Source organism: Clostridium budayi (assembly GCF_055396605.1).
In genome coordinates this window covers 1,966,929-1,982,166 of the sequence record NZ_AP042456.1, presented here as the reverse complement: position 1 = coordinate 1,982,166, position 15,238 = coordinate 1,966,929, and the positions used below count along the sequence as shown (strand labels likewise).

Genomic DNA, 15,238 nt, shown 5'->3' with positions numbered 1-15,238 from the left:
AGTTAGAGTTATGGGGCAAATAGAGAAATTTTTTAATAAAATGATACCAGCATTTATGAAATTTGCAAATTCTAAAGTAGTAAGTGCACTTAAAGATGGATTTGTGTTAACTATGCCGTTAACACTTATAGGATCAGTATTTATGTTAATTGGGAATTTCCCAATTCCAAATTGGAATGGATTTATGGAAGGGATATTTGGTGCAGGATGGACTGAACCACTTAACCAAGTAACAGGAGCAACTTTTGACATTATAGCTTTAGTTGGTGTATTTGGTATAGCATATTCTTATGCAAAATCTTATGATATAGATGCAGTTCCAGCTGGAATATTAGGTATTATTTCATTTTTAATAGTAAGTAATTCATTTGTTATAAGTGAATCAGGAGAAGTTATTAATGGAGTTATACCTAAGGTTTGGACAGCTGGACAAGGTATGATAACTGCTATATTAGTAGGACTTTCAGTTGGTGCAATTTATTCTTTATGTATAAGAAAGAATTTAAGAATAAAGATGCCAGAGAGTGTTCCACCAGGTGTATCAAATGCTTTCTCAGCACTTATACCAGGATTTATAATAGCAACATTATCAATGATAGTTTATATAGTATGCGATAAGATTAAGGGTGTTTCAATAACTGAGATCATATATCAAATATTACAAATTCCAATGCAAAACCTTTCAGATTCATTGGTAGGAATAATAGTAATTATGGCTTTAATATCAATATTCTGGTGGTTTGGATTACACGGACCTAATATAGTAATGGGAATAATGGCACCTATATTAACAGCTAATGCATTATCTAATCAAGCTGTTGTAGATGCTGGACAATCTCTAGTTGTAGGTGAAAATGCAAAGGTTGTTACAGTACAAATGGTAGACATATACGGAAAATTTGGAGGAGCAGGTATAACTTTAGGATTATTAATTGCAGCTTTAATAGTTGCAAAATCAAGACAAGTTAAAGAGTTATCTAAAATGGCTCTTATACCAGGTATATTTAATATAAATGAACCAGTAGTATTTGGACTTCCAATTGTATTTAATCCACTTATGATTGTACCATTTATTATAGTTCCAATATTAGCAGTATTAATGACTTATTTCTCAATAACTTTAGGATTTGTAGAGCCTTTCTTAGCGGTACAAGTTCCATGGACAACACCACCTATAATATCAGGTTTCTTATTATCAGGATGGCAAGGAGCAGTGCTTCAAATAGCAATACTTGCTATGTCAATATTTGTTTATCTTCCATTTGTTAAGTTACAAGATAGAGTATCTTATAATGAAGAGAACAAAGTAAATGAAGCAACTAATTAATAATTTATATTAGATTAATAAAGTAACTTAAATAAGCTTCTTTACACTAAGTGTTATATAAAATATACTTATGTAAAGAGGCTTTTAATATTATATAAGTTATACTTAAAATCTTAAATATTAAAACATAGATTCAAATTTTATATAGATAAAATTAAATAATTAAAGAAAGATGGAGTAGAAATATGGCGGTCAAATATAAACTAGTCTGTGATGAACTAGAAAAAGAAATATTGCAAGGAAAGTATCCTTATAGTAGTAAATTACCAACAGAAGAAGAGCTTATGAGAAAATTTGATGTAAGTAGAAACACAATAAGAAAAGCAATAGAAATATTAGTTGATAAGGGATATATATATCAAGTTCAAGGAAGTGGAATATTTTTAAGGGAATTTTCAAAGGAAGGATGTATACCTTTAAATGGTATGAAAGGATTAACTAAGGAATTTGCTAAAGACGTTTTAACTAGTGAATTATTAGAGTTAACTGTTATAGAAGCTGATGAAGAATTATCAGAAAAGATGAAATGTAAAAAGGGGACTGAAGTGTATCATATAAGACGTATAAGATATTTAAATTCTGAGCCATATGCTTATGAAGAGTCTTATTATAATAAAGAAATAATTCCCTATTTAAATAAAGAAATATGTGATGATTCAATATACGAATATATTGAAAAAGCATTAAAATTAAATATAGGCTTTGCAGATAAAGTTGTATACTGTGAAAAGTTAAATGAAAATGAGGCAAAAATTTTAGGATTAAATGAAGGGGATCCAACATTAGTTGTTGAAAATACTGCATTTTTAAATACTGGAGTAGTATTTGATGTATCAAGAGAAAAATATAATTACACTAAAGCAAAGTTATTAAGTTTAGGGAAAAATTAATTAAGACTGCTGACAAAATATCAGCAGTCTTTTAATAATTTAATTTTAATCTCTTCTATAGTTAAGCCACTAGATTTTAATTTTTTTATTTCATCAATACGTTTAAGAGCTTCTATTCTTGGGTATCTTCTTACTAATCTGCTTTCTAACTGCTCAAAAGGTAATAGATTTTCTTCTGTATAATATTTTAATGTGCTATATCTCATACCAGATAATTGAACTAATTCACTTATAGTTATAAAATCAGAATTTTGTATTTTCTCTATACTTCTAGGTCTAGACATTTTTATAACAATCCTGCAATTATATCTGTAATTAATGTTAATGCTGAAAATGCTTCAATATTTGTAATAGCTTTTTTTATTATTTTAAATTTATCAGTAGCTTTATCTTCATATATTTTTTCTATTTTAGCTTTTATATCCTTATACTCATATTCTGAAAAATAAGACATTAGCATTTTATTTTCATCTAATAAAATAATAAGAGATAAAGTATTATCATCTATATTTCCATCTTCTAATAATTCAGCTCGTATTTTTTGAACTAGAAAATCACCAATATTTTTAGAATCAATATAATTTTTCTTAGAAGAATTTAATAAAGAAGGACTACTTATAACTTCTAAAGCATCTTTTTTAATAATGCTTTGGACTATAGCATTGTATATACTATCACGTAATTTAGAATGTGAATAGAAGTACTCCATCCATTCTTTTATACTCATTGTTTTTTTAGAAGTAATAGTTTTTAAAACAATATCATTATATTCTATCCCTGTTAATTTAGAATTATTAATAATAACCTGTTGATCTTCATTAAATGCAATTTTATCTTTAAAATATAGATCGATAAAAATTGAAGCAATTGAATAAATTTTGCTATTTCCTACCTTAACCTTATTATTTTTAATTAAATTCTTTCCTATAAGATCTAAAATAATAAATTGTTCTGTAGTTGATAATTCTATATTTTTTATTTTCATAAATATACCTCCATAAATATTACTTACTACTTATCACTTACTACTTACTATATAGTATACTCTTTATTGAAAAAATATACAAATATGTATATAAATTCTTGGAGTTTTTCAATAAAATAAAGGATATCGGTTACCGATATCCTTATTATTTATCTTATATACTAATGTTTTAGGAAGTATTATGTTTTTATACGAAACTCATGTGAGCAACGCTTACAAGTTACAATTATATTCCCCTTACCCCTAGGTAATCTTAACTTTTGATTACATTTAGGACATTTAACTATTTTATATTTAAATTTTTGAGTTATTCTATACTTTATATTGTTAAATACATAAGGAATATGATCTAAACTTGTCCTAGGTAAATTTTCAGGAAGTCTTTTTCCGAATTTACTTAATAGTTTATTAGCTAAGTTTATAAATTTATTTAACTCTAAACTTCTTTTGTATATATTTTTAGAGAATGCTCTATATATAACAAAAAGAATTAATAGTGTACCAATTAAATTAGTATATTTATTTAAGTTTAAAAACATACTTACTATAAGCAAAAATATTGATAATATATCAAATCCGTATGAACCATAAAAAATATTCAAAAAATTATCACTCCTTAAATCTATTAGAAAATAGTTTACCACAAAATACTAAAAAATTTCAATTAAACTTTAAAATTATGTTCAAAATTTATAGTTATTTTAGAAAAAATATTAAAAATCTTACTTAGTAATTTATTCTAAGGAATTTGTTGGGACATGCCTTGAAGTAAGTTATAGCGTAAAAATAATTAAAGATTAGGTTTCCATAATAAGATTAATTTGGTCACAAAGTATTATATATCAATATATAGAAACTATCTACTACACATTATATGTATAAAATATGTTATAAATGTACTTGGTAGCATTAGAGGGAGTAAAAAGTACTTTAACTAATAAGATATTGGACTATGTAAATAGTTCGAAAAAATAAAAAGGAGTGGTACAGATGAAATTAAAACTAATTGCTATGTTATTATCAACTACATTACTTGGAGGAACTACACTTTTTAATTGTTTTTCTAATAAAGCAAACGTTAGCGAAAACAAAAAAGCAGAAGTAGTTATGAATCAAGGGGACTCTAAAGGATCACAAACAAATAATTTAGAGAATAAAGGTAATGAAGCTAAAGATAATCAAAATAAGCAACAAGTAGTATCTAATGATAAGAAAGTAGCAGAAGATACTCAATCTAAAAACAGTATTGGTAAGGTAGTTAATAATAACAGTACACCAACACAAAATGATAAGGGACAAGCTAGTCAAAAAGAACAAGCAAAAGATTCTAATAAGAACAATGCTAAAGTAGAAAGTAAAGAAAATAACAAGGAACAAAGTAAACCTTCAGTAAATGAAAATACTCAAGCAAAGAAGGATACAACTAGTACAAGCGAAAAAGAAAGTACTAATTTTATGGCACAAGTAGAATCAAGAATCTTTGAAAGAGTTAATGCAGAAAGATCAAAAGCTGGACTTCCACAATTATCTTACAATAACACTATGCAAAAATATGCTAGAATAAAATCACAAGATATGGGGGTTAGAAATTACTTTGACCATAAAGATCCACAAGGTAACCTTATAACAGCTAAAATGAAAGCTGATGGAGTAAATTACATGGCTTGGGGAGAAAATATAGCTTATATAGGTGGAGTTTCTGATGCAAATGCATTAGCAGATCAATTCATGACTAACTGGATGAACTCACCAGGACATAGAGCAAATATATTATCTTCTAACTTCAAATCAATTGGAGTAGGAGTGTACAAGTCTGGTAATAGAGTATACGCAACACAAGAATTCTTTAAATAATATAATACATAAAAAAGAGGTGTTTTTAAAAATACCTCTTTTTGTTTTATATAAAATTATATTTGAATGTTGGTTTTTAATATAGAAATATGGACAATACCATTATCTTGTAAAGCTGCAATACCTCATATGATAGAAAATGGAGGCGAAAGTATTATTAATATTTCAAGTATAGGATCAGTTATTCCAGATTTATCAAGAATAGCTTATTGTACATCTAAAGCTGCAATAAATTCATTAACTCAAAATATAGCTGTTCAATTTTTGCAAGTGATGATTCTTCATATATTACAGGACAATTACAAGAAGTTGCTGGAGGATTTGCAATAGCAACCCCTCAATATGCAGAATTTATAGATAAACTTTAATTAAAACTCTATAAAAATTACGTAACCTAGAATTAAAATAGAATTTATGATATAATTAAGCTTAGTTATAAAAGACCGCACACTGATTAATTAGTGTGCGGTTTTACTATAATGATCTAATAAAAATAGATCAAAGTAGGAGGAAACAAATGAAGACGAATTATCATACCCATAATTACAGATGCAATCATGCAACAGGAACAGCTTTAGATTATGTAGAAGAAGCAATAAAAAACGGTTTTTCAGAAATCGGAATATCAGATCATTTACCTCATCCAGGTAAAGATATTGATAATCACCACAGAATGTCTGTAGATGATATTCCAAATTATATTAAAGAAATTGAAGAGGCAATAGAAAGACATAAAGAAAAAATAAGTATAAAAAAAGGCCTTGAATGTGAATATTTCGAAGATTTATTATGGTTTTATAAAGAGCTTAGAGAAAAGTATAAATTTGATTATTTAATATTAGGAGTACATTTTTTCCCATATAAAGGAGAATGGCATTATGTAGGACATGGACTTACAGAAGATATGTTAGATGTATACTCAGATTATGTAGTAAAATCTATAAAGAGTGGTCTATTTAATTATATTGCTCATCCAGATCTTTTTGGGCTTGGATATAAAGATTTTGATGAAAATGCAATAAAGGCATCAAGAAAAATTTTAAAAGCAGCAGAAGAAGTAGGTATGCCAATAGAAATTAATGTAAATGGAATGAGAAAACCTAAGGTTAAGTATAATGGTGGAGAAAGATTCGCTTATCCAATTAAAGAATTTTGGGAATTATCAAAAGAATATAATGTAAAGAGAATAGTTGGAGTTGATGCTCATAATCCATGTGAACTTGGGGATTTTGAAATGGGAGTTAACTTTGCTAAAGAGAATGGATTAGAAATTATAGAAAAATTAGAACTATAAAAATTAATACATAATAAAAAAGGTAATCACAAAAAAGTGATTACCTTTTTTATTATATAAATTTAAATATAGTTCTTCATAAAATCAACAAATATTTTAAGTATATTAATAGATAGGAAATTTAATATTTAAATGGAGGATAAAATTTGAGTACAAAGAAAAAAAGTGTGTTAATTATTTTAGTTATTATATTTTTAGTTATAGGTGGAATTGCTTTTAAATCTTATATGAAAACAGGAAATTTAGAAAAAAAGAATGAAAAGCAAGATAGTATAACTATAAAAGCTAATTATAAAGAAGGTCGTCTTTACCCAATGATAAATATAATTGAAGACACGAAAAGTATTACTTTGCAAATAGATGGGGTAGAAAAAGAAAGTGATCTTAAAATAATTAATCCTGAAAGTAATGAAACAATTAATGTTAATGATAGAAAGATTACTTTAAATAATATAATAGTTAAAGATATAAATTATGGAATATTACTTAATAATGATTTAGTAGGAATTATAAGAGCAGTTGAAAATAAAGAAGATATAGATGAAGAGGCATTAAGTGAAGAAATATATGAACGTCTTAAATGTGCATTATAGAAAGGAGAGGATAAAATGAATTATTTAATATTGTTTTTAGAAGGGATAATAACTTTTATTTCACCTTGCATATTACCAATGATACCTATTTATATATCGTATTTTATGGGAAGTGATGAAGGGAATAATAAAAGCAAGGCATTTATAAATTCAATATTTTTTGTTATAGGATTTTCCTTCATATTTACTATGTTAGGTGGTGCAATTGGTACATTTGGACACTTGCTTAAAGAAAATATAAAGATTTTTAATATAATTTCAGGAGCTATTTTAATTATACTTGGACTTAATTATATTGGAATTTTAAAGATAGGAATATTACAAAGAACTTTTAAAATAAATAATGATTCTATTAAAAATAAAAGCGGAATAGTATCAGCCACTTTATTTGGAATGATATTTGGAATTGGATGGACTCCATGTGTTGGGCCATTTTTAGGATCAGCTTTAATGATTGCAGCAAATTCAGGTGGATCTATAGAAGGAGTTATGATGCTTTTAATATATAGTTTAGGACTTGGAATTCCATTTATTATGTCTGCAATACTTATAGATTCTCTAAAAAATGCATTTAATTTCATAAAGAGAAATTACAATATAATAAATAAAATATCAGGAATAATTTTAATTGTTGTAGGAATAATGATGGCAACAGGATACTTAAACTTAGTTTTATCTATATTAACATTTTAATTTTTAGGAGGAGAAGATATATGAACGGTAAAAAGAATTTAATAATTTCACTTGTAGCAATCGTTGTATTGTTAGTAGTAGGTGGAATTTCTTATAAATATTTAAGTAATAAGTATGCTGAAAAAGCAAATGTTTATAGTGAAACTAATGATGAATCTAATGAAACGAAACTTAATAATATTTATAATTCAAAAAGCAACCCTAACGAAAACATAGCTTTTAGAGATTTTAAAGTTTATAATAAAGAAGGAAAAGCAGTTAAACTTTCTGACTATAAAGGTAAGAAAAGCGTAGTTATTAACTTTTGGGCTAGCTGGTGTCCACCATGCAAACTTGAAATGCCGTATTTTAATGAAGCTACAAAAAAATATAAAGATAAAGATGTAGAGATACTTATGGTTAATATTACTGATGGAGTTAGAGAAACAGAAGCTAAAGCATTAGATTATATAGAGTCAACAGGTTATAATATGAATATATTGTTTGATAAAGATTTAAGTGCAGCAGATGCTTATGGAGTAAACGCCCTTCCAAGAACTATTTTTATAGATAAGGAAGGAAATATTATTAATGACCACACTGGTCTTATATCAGAAGATATTTTAGACAATAACATAAATAGAGTTATAGAGAAATAAATTTAACGTAGAAAAGATTAGTAAATTATAATTTAGCTAATCTTTTTTATGTATAAATGGTTAGGAGATGATTTTACTTTGAAGAAAAATATATTAGTTATTGATGATGAATACAAAATTGTAGAAGTTATAAAAGTATATTTAGAAAAGAGCGGATATAATGTAATTACTGCATTTAACGGAAAAGATGCAATTAAAGAATATGAAAATAATAATATAGATTTAATTATATTAGATTTAATGTTGCCTGATATAAGTGGAGAAGATATATGTAAAACTTTAAGGGAAAAATCAAATGTTCCAATTATTATGTTAACAGCTAAAATACAAGAAGAAGATGCCTTAAATGGATTTAATATAGGAGCAGATGATTATGTAACAAAGCCTTTTAGTCCTAAAATTTTAGTATCAAAAATTAATGCAGTCTTAAAGAGAATATGTAGTAATGAGAAAAAGAGATTGTATTTTAATTATGGGGATTTAGTAATTGATACTGCAAGTTATGAAGTTTTTAAAAAGGATGAAAAAGTAACACTTACGCCGTCTGAATTTAAAATATTGCTAGAACTATCTAAAAATCCAAATGTTGTATTTACAAGAGAAGAGCTTATGGATAAAACTATGAAAGAAGATAATTATGTATATGATAGAATAATAGATTCTCATATAAAAAATATAAGAAGCAAAATAGAAGATAATAGTAAAGATCCAAAGTATGTACTTACAGTACATGGTGTAGGGTATAAATTTGGTGGTGAATAGAAATTTTGAATAAACTTAAACATAGATTAACCTTTATATTTATTTTATTTTCATTAATTATAGTATTATCAATAGGTACCGTAGCTAATATATCTATTAAGAAAAATTTTAATAAGTATATTGAAGAAGGAATAGAACAAAGGAAAGAAGATGTAGTTAAAAGCATAGATAACACTTATAAAAATAAAAAGTTTGATATAGATAATATAGATTTAATAGGAACTGAAGCAATAGAAAAAGGATTAATACTTAATATAAAAGATGAAAATGGTAAAGTAGTATGGAATGCTAGGGAAAAAAATAATTTGCTTTGTGAATCAATACTTAAAAAGATGAAGGCTAATATAAATAAAATAAATCCTACTTTAAATGGAACAAATACTACTATTGAAAAGTTTAATTTAAAATCAAATGGAGAAAATGTAGGTAGTGTAGAAATAGAATATATAGGTCCTTTTTATTATAATGATTCAGATTTAATATTTTTTAGTACGTTAAATAATGTTTTAATAGCAGTTGGAGTTTTTGCAGTAGCTTTATCTGCAATACTTGGTATTACTATATCTCATTCAATTAGTAAACCAGTTTTAAATGTTGTAAATGCAACAAATTTAATAGCAGATGGTGATTATTCTAATAAAGTTAATGTTAAAAGTAAAATAGAAGAAATTAATAATATGATTAATTCTGTAAATAAGTTAGCTAATAATTTAGAAGAACAAGAAAACTTAAGAAAAATATTAACTCGAGATATATCCCATGAACTTAGAACACCTCTTACAACTATAAGTGTGCAAGTTGAAGCTTTAATAGATGGTATATGGGAGCCAACCGAGGAGAGACTTAAAAGTATATACGATGAAATAGAAAGACTTACTAGATTAGTTGGATCTTTAGAAAAGTTATCAACCTATGAAGAGGATAATTTCTTAATAAATAAAGAGAGTGTAAATATTAAAGAGCTTATAAATACTTTAATAATTAATTTTGAAAAACAATTATTAGATAAGAAGATAGAACTTATCCTTAATTTAAACTCCATAACAATATATTGCGACAAGGATAAAATAAGTCAGGCTATAATAAATATTTTATCTAATAGTATTAAATATTCAAATGAAGGTGACAAAATATATATAAATACCTTTGATGATAAAGAATATAATTATATATCAATAAGGGATACTGGTATAGGAATTGATAAAGGTGATATAAAGTATATTTTTGAAAGATTTTATAGAGTAGATAAATCAAGAGATAGAAAGTCTGGTGGTATAGGTGTTGGACTTACAATAGCTAAAACAATAGTTGAAAAGCATAGTGGTACTATAATAGTAAAAAGTAAAATTAATAATGGAAGTGAATTTATAATAAAACTACCTAAATAAGTTATAAAATTTAATAAACAATCACCTATAAAGGTAAATAGAATACAATATATTAAAGGGGAAATCTTAAAAGGAAATATAGAGCTTTTAAGGTATCCCCTTTAAGCTTATACAAAGGCAGGTGTGATTCTAATGGATAGGTTAGAGAGAATTTTTAAAGAAGCATCCCTTAGAGCTGTTATTTTTTCAAAAAAGAACTTAGGAATAAATCTAGATTTTACAGAAGAGAGTTTAGGCATAGTAGATGAAATTTTAGAAGTATTTCATAGGGCAAATGAAGCTGAAGAAGTGGATGATGATAGATTACTTGATTTATCAATGACTTTTGGGGGTTATCTTGGGGAAGTCATAAGTAAAAATATTGGTGGAGATTGGGAAGAAAACGATGGCAAAGTGATATTTTTGAAAGTGAATGAAAAGAAGGTTTTGCCGCTTAATATAATATATAAGAGAATAAATATTGGAGAAAGGGCATCTGTAGAGAGATGGTATAATAAGTTTAAAGAGAAATTATGATAATAAAAATAGAGCTCTTAAAAGCAACCTATAATGTATATTTTAGGTTGCTTTTAAATATAATTTTAAAGTTAGATAGATAAAAGGAGATAATAGGAAATAAACTGTTAAAAGATTAACAGAACTAGTAGTTATTAATAAATTAAGGGAAATTTGCTAATATACAGCAGATGGATAGGTTGGACAAATTTCAAGTTATATTGTTATAATGTAAACGTAATCAATAAAAATTTTGATAGGAGGAGTTATTTTGGGAAGAGATGAGAAAATACTAAAAGAATTTAGAGAAGAGGCATTTCCACCATTTTTTGCTATGGAGGAATCAGCAAGATGTCTATTATGTCATGATGCCCCATGTTCAAAAGCTTGTCCTGTAGGGACAGATCCTGCAAAGTTTATTCGTTCACTTCGCTTTAGAAATCTAAAAGGAGCAGTAGAAACTATAAGAGAAAATAACATACTTGGAGGAGTTTGTGCTAGAGTATGTCCGACATCTAAATATTGTGAAGGTGCATGTAGTAGAACTGGAATAGACAGACCTATAGAAATAGCAAAATTACAAAGATATTTAACTGATTATGAAAAAGTTTTAGGACTTGAAGTTTTAGAAATACCTGAAGCTACAAAAGAAAAAGTAGCAATTATAGGATCAGGTCCAAGTGGACTTTCAGCAGCAACTGAACTTGCAAAGAGAGGATATAAAGTTACTGTATTTGAAGAAACTCCTAAATTAGGTGGATGGTTAACATACGGTATACCAGATGAAAGGTTACCAGAAAACGTAGTAGAAAATGAAATAGGATACATAAAAAGGTTAGGGGTAGACTTTATAACTAGTTGTAAAGTGCCTAGAGATAAAAGTATAGATGATCTAAAAAACGAAGGTTTTAAGGCAATATTAATTTCAACTGGAATGCAAAAGAGCAAGAAAGTAGAAATTGAAGGAGAAGACCTTAATGGAGTATTAAATGGAGTAGATTTCCTTTCAGAAGTTAATACAAACAAAAAGGCAATGATTGGAGATAAGATAATAGTAATTGGTGGTGGAGATGTTGCAATAGATTGTGCAACAACTGCTAAGAATTTAGGTGCTTCAGATGTAAAAATTGTTTATAGAAGAAAAATAGAAAATATGCCAGCAGATAGAGCAAGTATTGAAGAAGTTCAAAAGTTAAATATACCTATATTTACAGGCTTTAAACCTTTAAAGATAATTGGAGAAAATAGCTTTGTTACAAGGTTCAAAGCAGTAGGAATGTTTGATGATTCTGAAATAGAACTTCCAGCTGATAATGTTATATTTGCAATAGGTCAAGATCCTGAGAATGTAGATAATATAGCAGATATAAAAGTTAATGAAAAAGGAATTATTATTACAGATAATTATAAAACAAATATTGATTATATATTTGCAGCAGGAGATATTGTGGAAGGTGATAAGACAGTAGTTTATGCTTTAAAGACAGGAAAAGAAGCTGCAATTGCAATAGATAAATATTTAGAGAAGATGGAGGGTGCTAGATAATGAAGAAGAAAGATTTATCAATAGAATTCTGTGGAGTAAAATGTGAAAATCCATTTTTCTTATCATCATCTCCAGTTGGAAATTGTTATGAAATGTGTGCTAAATGCTTTGATGTAGGCTGGGGTGGTGTTGTATTTAAAACAATTGGATTCTTTAAACCAAATGAAGTATCACCTAGGTTTACTAATCTAAGAAAAGAAGGAACATCATTTGTTGGATTTAAAAATATGGAGCAAATTGCAGAGCATTCTTTAGAAGAAAACTTAAATGACCTTAGAAGACTTAAAGAAAATTATCCAAACAAAGTTGTAGTAGCATCAATAATGGGACAAAATGAAAAGGAATGGGAAGATCTTGCAAAGCTTGTTACAGAAGCTGGTTCAGATATGATTGAATGTAATTTTTCATGTCCTCAAATGACAAGTCATGATATGGGTTCAGATGTAGGTCAAAATCCTGAACTAGTTAAAAAATACTGCATGGCAGTAAGAAGAGGAACACACCTTCCAATACTTGCAAAGATGACACCAAATATAGGTGATATGTCAGTACCTGCAATTGCTTCAATTGAAGGTGGAGCAGATGCTATAGCTACTATAAATACAATTAAGAGTATTACTAATATTGACTTTGATACAATGACAGCACTACCTATTATAAATGGTAAATCTTCAGTTTCTGGGTATTCAGGAAAAGCTGTTAAGCCAATAGCCCTTAGATTTATATATGAACTTTCAAAAAATGAAAAGCTAAAAGGTATTCCTATAAGCGGTATTGGAGGAATAGAAACTTGGGAAGATGCTTTAGAATTTATATTACTAGGAGCAAGTAATCTTCAAGTTACAACAGGTATAATGCAATATGGATATAGAATAGTTGAAGATATGATTAGCGGTCTTTCACATTTTATGGATGAAAGAGGCTTTGATAAGTTAGAAGATATGGTTGGACTTGCAGTTAAAAATATTATTCCAGCAGAAGATTTAGATAGAGGATATATAGTGTATCCAAAATTTGATTATGAAACTTGTGTAGGTTGTGGTAGATGTTATATATCATGTTATGATGGAGCACATCAAGCAATAGAATGGGATAATGAAGAAAGAAAACCTATTTTAAATAAAGATAAATGTGTTGGATGTCATTTATGTGCAAATGTTTGCCCAACTCAAAGTATATCTTTCGGAGAGATAAAGTTTAAAAAAGGCGAAAAAGAAAGAGAGATCATATTATAAATACAATAAAAAGTCAGGTAAATGTTTTTAATTTACCTGACTTTTTATTATAGTTTCAATTATCCTAATTTAACTAATGCACAACCTTCTATTGCATTAATATTATTTTCCTTGCAGTAATTTAATATATCGTAACTTTCAGCACCAGGTTGAATTAATATATTTTTTATACCTAAGGTATTAGCTTCTTTTATAAATTCTAATCCTAGTTTTGGATTGATACATAAATCTATCGCGTCGATTTTATATGGTACTTCATTTAAAGTTTTATATACATGATCTCCGCCATTTGGATGAACACCACATACATTATAATTCTTACTTTTAAACTTATTTAGAATTTTATTAGCATATTTAAGAGAATTAGTAACATCTCCAATTACTACCCAATTTTTAAAATCAATTATATTTTTATATTCCATAATATAACCTCCTAAGTAGTCTTAATAAATTTATTATACCTCTTTATATATGAGATTATTTCTATTTTGAAATTTCATGATTTTTCATAAAAATGGATACTAAATAAGCCATTAAAATAATTCCAGGAATGTCTATTAAGAGTCTAACTAGTGTAAATTTAAATCCAAGGGATGATATTTCAAAAAGTAGTGTAGAGATTTTGGTAACGCACCAAGCGTTCATAAAAATAATTATATTAAAAATAGATGCTCCTTTTTTTAGTAATACAGATGTGAAAGGAAAAGCTGCATACATAGGTCCTGCACCTAAAGAGCCGATTATTATTGATATAATTATACCTAAAATACCAGAATCTTTTCCCATATATTTTATAAAATATTCTCTAGAGATCCAAACATCCATAAGACCAAGTAAAAGCATAATTGGAGGAAGTACTTTAAGCATTTCTAAAAAGCTAGATTTTGCACCTAGAAATGTGTACGATGCAAGATCAGAACTAATAAAATATAGAATAGAAGTAAGTACAATACAAATAAGAAATAGATAATAACGTTTAGCTATTTTTAAAACAATATTCATAAAAGCATCACCTTCCCAAAAATAAAAGCTACAACAAATGAGAATAAGAAAGCAATAAAATTTCTAAGAAAAGCAGCTCGCTTTCCGATATATTTACTTTCTAAAGAAAATGTCATTATTCCAACTAATGTAAGAGTTGAAACTAATGCTCCAACTTGAGCAAAGCCAGCTCCGTTTTGAAGAAGGGTATTACAAGTTGAAAAAGCAACAAATGTTGGCATTATAGTAATAGAACCAATTACTGATGATAATATTACACCTAAAAAACCAGAAGAATCACCAATTAAATTTGATATTGTATCTGGATTTACAATTGCTAAAATTAATGAAACAATAAATATTATACTTAAAAATTGAGGCATTATATTCTCAAAAGATTTAAGCGAAATTTTTAAAGCCTTTTTTGTTTTATTTTTATCTTTAAAAAATGAAATAATAAATAAAAAAATGGCTAAAGTATATAAAATAAAAGCTGTCATTAAATCACCCTTAAAAATTTATAAAACCCTATGATTATAATATTCATAGGGTTTTAA

General features: G+C 26.9%; 19 protein-coding genes. 13 read left to right on the top strand and 6 right to left on the bottom strand.

Annotated elements, in window-relative coordinates; all coding sequences use genetic code 11:
* The first annotated feature begins 10 nt into the window (after window positions 1-10).
* Both ACZ5TJ_RS09485 and ACZ5TJ_RS09480 read left to right on the top strand, forming a co-directional pair.
* Window positions 11-1,327, top strand: a complete 1,317-nt coding sequence (locus ACZ5TJ_RS09485; protein WP_464199142.1) for a PTS sugar transporter subunit IIC — start codon at window positions 11-13, stop codon at window positions 1,325-1,327.
* Between the two features lie 185 nt (window positions 1,328-1,512).
* Complete coding sequence (locus ACZ5TJ_RS09480) at window positions 1,513-2,217, top strand: GntR family transcriptional regulator (protein ID WP_464199140.1); 705 nt, start codon at window positions 1,513-1,515, stop codon at window positions 2,215-2,217.
* A gap of 20 nt (window positions 2,218-2,237) precedes the next feature.
* Here the strand turns inward: ACZ5TJ_RS09480 and ACZ5TJ_RS09475 are convergent, their stop codons facing one another.
* From ACZ5TJ_RS09475 to ACZ5TJ_RS09465, 3 genes are all read right to left on the bottom strand, one after another.
* Window positions 2,238-2,501 (bottom strand): helix-turn-helix domain-containing protein, encoded by a 264-nt coding sequence (locus ACZ5TJ_RS09475; protein ID WP_464199138.1) that lies wholly within the window; start codon window positions 2,499-2,501, stop codon window positions 2,238-2,240.
* 2 nt (window positions 2,502-2,503) lie between these two features.
* The gene (locus ACZ5TJ_RS09470; RefSeq protein ID WP_464199136.1) at window positions 2,504-3,202 is read right to left on the bottom strand and encodes a GPP34 family phosphoprotein; all 699 of its coding nucleotides are present in this window, start codon (window positions 3,200-3,202) and stop codon (window positions 2,504-2,506) included.
* A 179-nt stretch (window positions 3,203-3,381) separates the two neighbouring features.
* Window positions 3,382-3,804, bottom strand: coding sequence for a zinc ribbon domain-containing protein (locus ACZ5TJ_RS09465; protein ID WP_464199134.1), 423 nt, complete (start codon window positions 3,802-3,804; stop codon window positions 3,382-3,384).
* A gap of 388 nt (window positions 3,805-4,192) precedes the next feature.
* Here ACZ5TJ_RS09465 and ACZ5TJ_RS09460 point away from each other — a divergent pair, with 388 nt between their 5' ends.
* From ACZ5TJ_RS09460 to preA, 11 genes are all read left to right on the top strand, one after another.
* Window positions 4,193-5,056 (top strand): CAP domain-containing protein, encoded by an 864-nt coding sequence (locus ACZ5TJ_RS09460; RefSeq protein WP_464199132.1) that lies wholly within the window; start codon window positions 4,193-4,195, stop codon window positions 5,054-5,056.
* Between the two features lie 66 nt (window positions 5,057-5,122).
* Window positions 5,123-5,386 (top strand): SDR family NAD(P)-dependent oxidoreductase, encoded by a 264-nt coding sequence (locus ACZ5TJ_RS09455; RefSeq protein ID WP_464199130.1) that lies wholly within the window; start codon window positions 5,123-5,125, stop codon window positions 5,384-5,386.
* A gap of 187 nt (window positions 5,387-5,573) precedes the next feature.
* On the top strand, window positions 5,574-6,350 hold the full coding sequence (locus ACZ5TJ_RS09450) for a histidinol-phosphatase (RefSeq protein WP_464199128.1): 777 nt from the start codon (window positions 5,574-5,576) through the stop codon (window positions 6,348-6,350).
* A 146-nt stretch (window positions 6,351-6,496) separates the two neighbouring features.
* Entirely contained in the window at window positions 6,497-6,943 is a 447-nt protein-coding gene (locus ACZ5TJ_RS09445; RefSeq protein WP_464199126.1) for a hypothetical protein, read from the top strand.
* Window positions 6,944-6,958: 15 nt separating this feature from the next.
* Window positions 6,959-7,636 carry a cytochrome c biogenesis CcdA family protein gene (locus ACZ5TJ_RS09440; RefSeq protein ID WP_464199124.1) on the top strand — a complete coding sequence of 226 codons (678 nt, stop codon included), beginning with the start codon at window positions 6,959-6,961 and terminating at the stop codon, window positions 7,634-7,636.
* A gap of 20 nt (window positions 7,637-7,656) precedes the next feature.
* Complete coding sequence (locus ACZ5TJ_RS09435) at window positions 7,657-8,274, top strand: TlpA family protein disulfide reductase (RefSeq protein ID WP_464199122.1); 618 nt, start codon at window positions 7,657-7,659, stop codon at window positions 8,272-8,274.
* 78 nt (window positions 8,275-8,352) lie between these two features.
* Complete coding sequence (locus ACZ5TJ_RS09430; RefSeq protein ID WP_464199120.1) at window positions 8,353-9,036, top strand: response regulator transcription factor; 684 nt, start codon at window positions 8,353-8,355, stop codon at window positions 9,034-9,036.
* A gap of 5 nt (window positions 9,037-9,041) precedes the next feature.
* The gene (locus ACZ5TJ_RS09425) at window positions 9,042-10,424 is read left to right on the top strand and encodes a sensor histidine kinase (RefSeq protein ID WP_464199118.1); all 1,383 of its coding nucleotides are present in this window, start codon (window positions 9,042-9,044) and stop codon (window positions 10,422-10,424) included.
* 132 nt (window positions 10,425-10,556) lie between these two features.
* Complete coding sequence (locus ACZ5TJ_RS09420) at window positions 10,557-10,940, top strand: hypothetical protein (protein ID WP_055206960.1); 384 nt, start codon at window positions 10,557-10,559, stop codon at window positions 10,938-10,940.
* 313 nt (window positions 10,941-11,253) lie between these two features.
* Complete coding sequence (locus tag ACZ5TJ_RS09415; protein WP_464202307.1) at window positions 11,254-12,465, top strand: NAD(P)-dependent oxidoreductase; 1,212 nt, start codon at window positions 11,254-11,256, stop codon at window positions 12,463-12,465.
* Window positions 12,465-13,700 (top strand): NAD-dependent dihydropyrimidine dehydrogenase subunit PreA, encoded by a 1,236-nt coding sequence (gene preA / locus ACZ5TJ_RS09410; protein WP_464199115.1) that lies wholly within the window; start codon window positions 12,465-12,467, stop codon window positions 13,698-13,700. Before ACZ5TJ_RS09415 ends, preA begins: the two co-directional genes overlap by 1 nt.
* A 59-nt stretch (window positions 13,701-13,759) precedes the next feature.
* Here the strand turns inward: preA and ACZ5TJ_RS09405 are convergent, their stop codons facing one another.
* The 3 genes from ACZ5TJ_RS09405 to ACZ5TJ_RS09395 all read right to left on the bottom strand — a co-directional run bounded on the left by ACZ5TJ_RS09405 (window position 13,760) and on the right by ACZ5TJ_RS09395 (window position 15,181).
* Entirely contained in the window at window positions 13,760-14,122 is a 363-nt protein-coding gene (locus tag ACZ5TJ_RS09405; protein ID WP_464199113.1) for a CoA-binding protein, read from the bottom strand.
* A 61-nt stretch (window positions 14,123-14,183) separates the two neighbouring features.
* Window positions 14,184-14,702, bottom strand: a complete 519-nt coding sequence (locus ACZ5TJ_RS09400) for a permease (RefSeq protein ID WP_464199111.1) — start codon at window positions 14,700-14,702, stop codon at window positions 14,184-14,186.
* The gene (locus tag ACZ5TJ_RS09395) at window positions 14,699-15,181 is read right to left on the bottom strand and encodes a permease (protein ID WP_464199109.1); all 483 of its coding nucleotides are present in this window, start codon (window positions 15,179-15,181) and stop codon (window positions 14,699-14,701) included. The genes ACZ5TJ_RS09400 and ACZ5TJ_RS09395 overlap by 4 nt, the downstream gene beginning before the upstream one ends.
* Window positions 15,182-15,238: the final 57 nt, after the last annotated feature.

Coding starts and splice junctions, on each gene's coding strand:
- ACZ5TJ_RS09395 (WP_464199109.1), bottom strand. CDS start 15,181: ATGACAGCTTTTATTTTATATACTTTAGCCATTTTTTTATTTATTATT.
- ACZ5TJ_RS09455 (WP_464199130.1), top strand. CDS start 5,123: ATGTTGGTTTTTAATATAGAAATATGGACAATACCATTATCTTGTAAA.
- ACZ5TJ_RS09405 (WP_464199113.1), bottom strand. CDS start 14,122: ATGGAATATAAAAATATAATTGATTTTAAAAATTGGGTAGTAATTGGA.
- ACZ5TJ_RS09460 (WP_464199132.1), top strand. CDS start 4,193: ATGAAATTAAAACTAATTGCTATGTTATTATCAACTACATTACTTGGA.
- ACZ5TJ_RS09480 (WP_464199140.1), top strand. CDS start 1,513: ATGGCGGTCAAATATAAACTAGTCTGTGATGAACTAGAAAAAGAAATA.
- ACZ5TJ_RS09485 (WP_464199142.1), top strand. CDS start 11: ATGGGGCAAATAGAGAAATTTTTTAATAAAATGATACCAGCATTTATG.
- ACZ5TJ_RS09470 (WP_464199136.1), bottom strand. CDS start 3,202: ATGAAAATAAAAAATATAGAATTATCAACTACAGAACAATTTATTATT.
- ACZ5TJ_RS09415 (WP_464202307.1), top strand. CDS start 11,254: ATGGAGGAATCAGCAAGATGTCTATTATGTCATGATGCCCCATGTTCA.
- ACZ5TJ_RS09420 (WP_055206960.1), top strand. CDS start 10,557: ATGGATAGGTTAGAGAGAATTTTTAAAGAAGCATCCCTTAGAGCTGTT.
- ACZ5TJ_RS09475 (WP_464199138.1), bottom strand. CDS start 2,501: ATGTCTAGACCTAGAAGTATAGAGAAAATACAAAATTCTGATTTTATA.
- ACZ5TJ_RS09400 (WP_464199111.1), bottom strand. CDS start 14,702: ATGAATATTGTTTTAAAAATAGCTAAACGTTATTATCTATTTCTTATT.
- ACZ5TJ_RS09440 (WP_464199124.1), top strand. CDS start 6,959: ATGAATTATTTAATATTGTTTTTAGAAGGGATAATAACTTTTATTTCA.
- preA (WP_464199115.1), top strand. CDS start 12,465: ATGAAGAAGAAAGATTTATCAATAGAATTCTGTGGAGTAAAATGTGAA.
- ACZ5TJ_RS09450 (WP_464199128.1), top strand. CDS start 5,574: ATGAAGACGAATTATCATACCCATAATTACAGATGCAATCATGCAACA.
- ACZ5TJ_RS09435 (WP_464199122.1), top strand. CDS start 7,657: ATGAACGGTAAAAAGAATTTAATAATTTCACTTGTAGCAATCGTTGTA.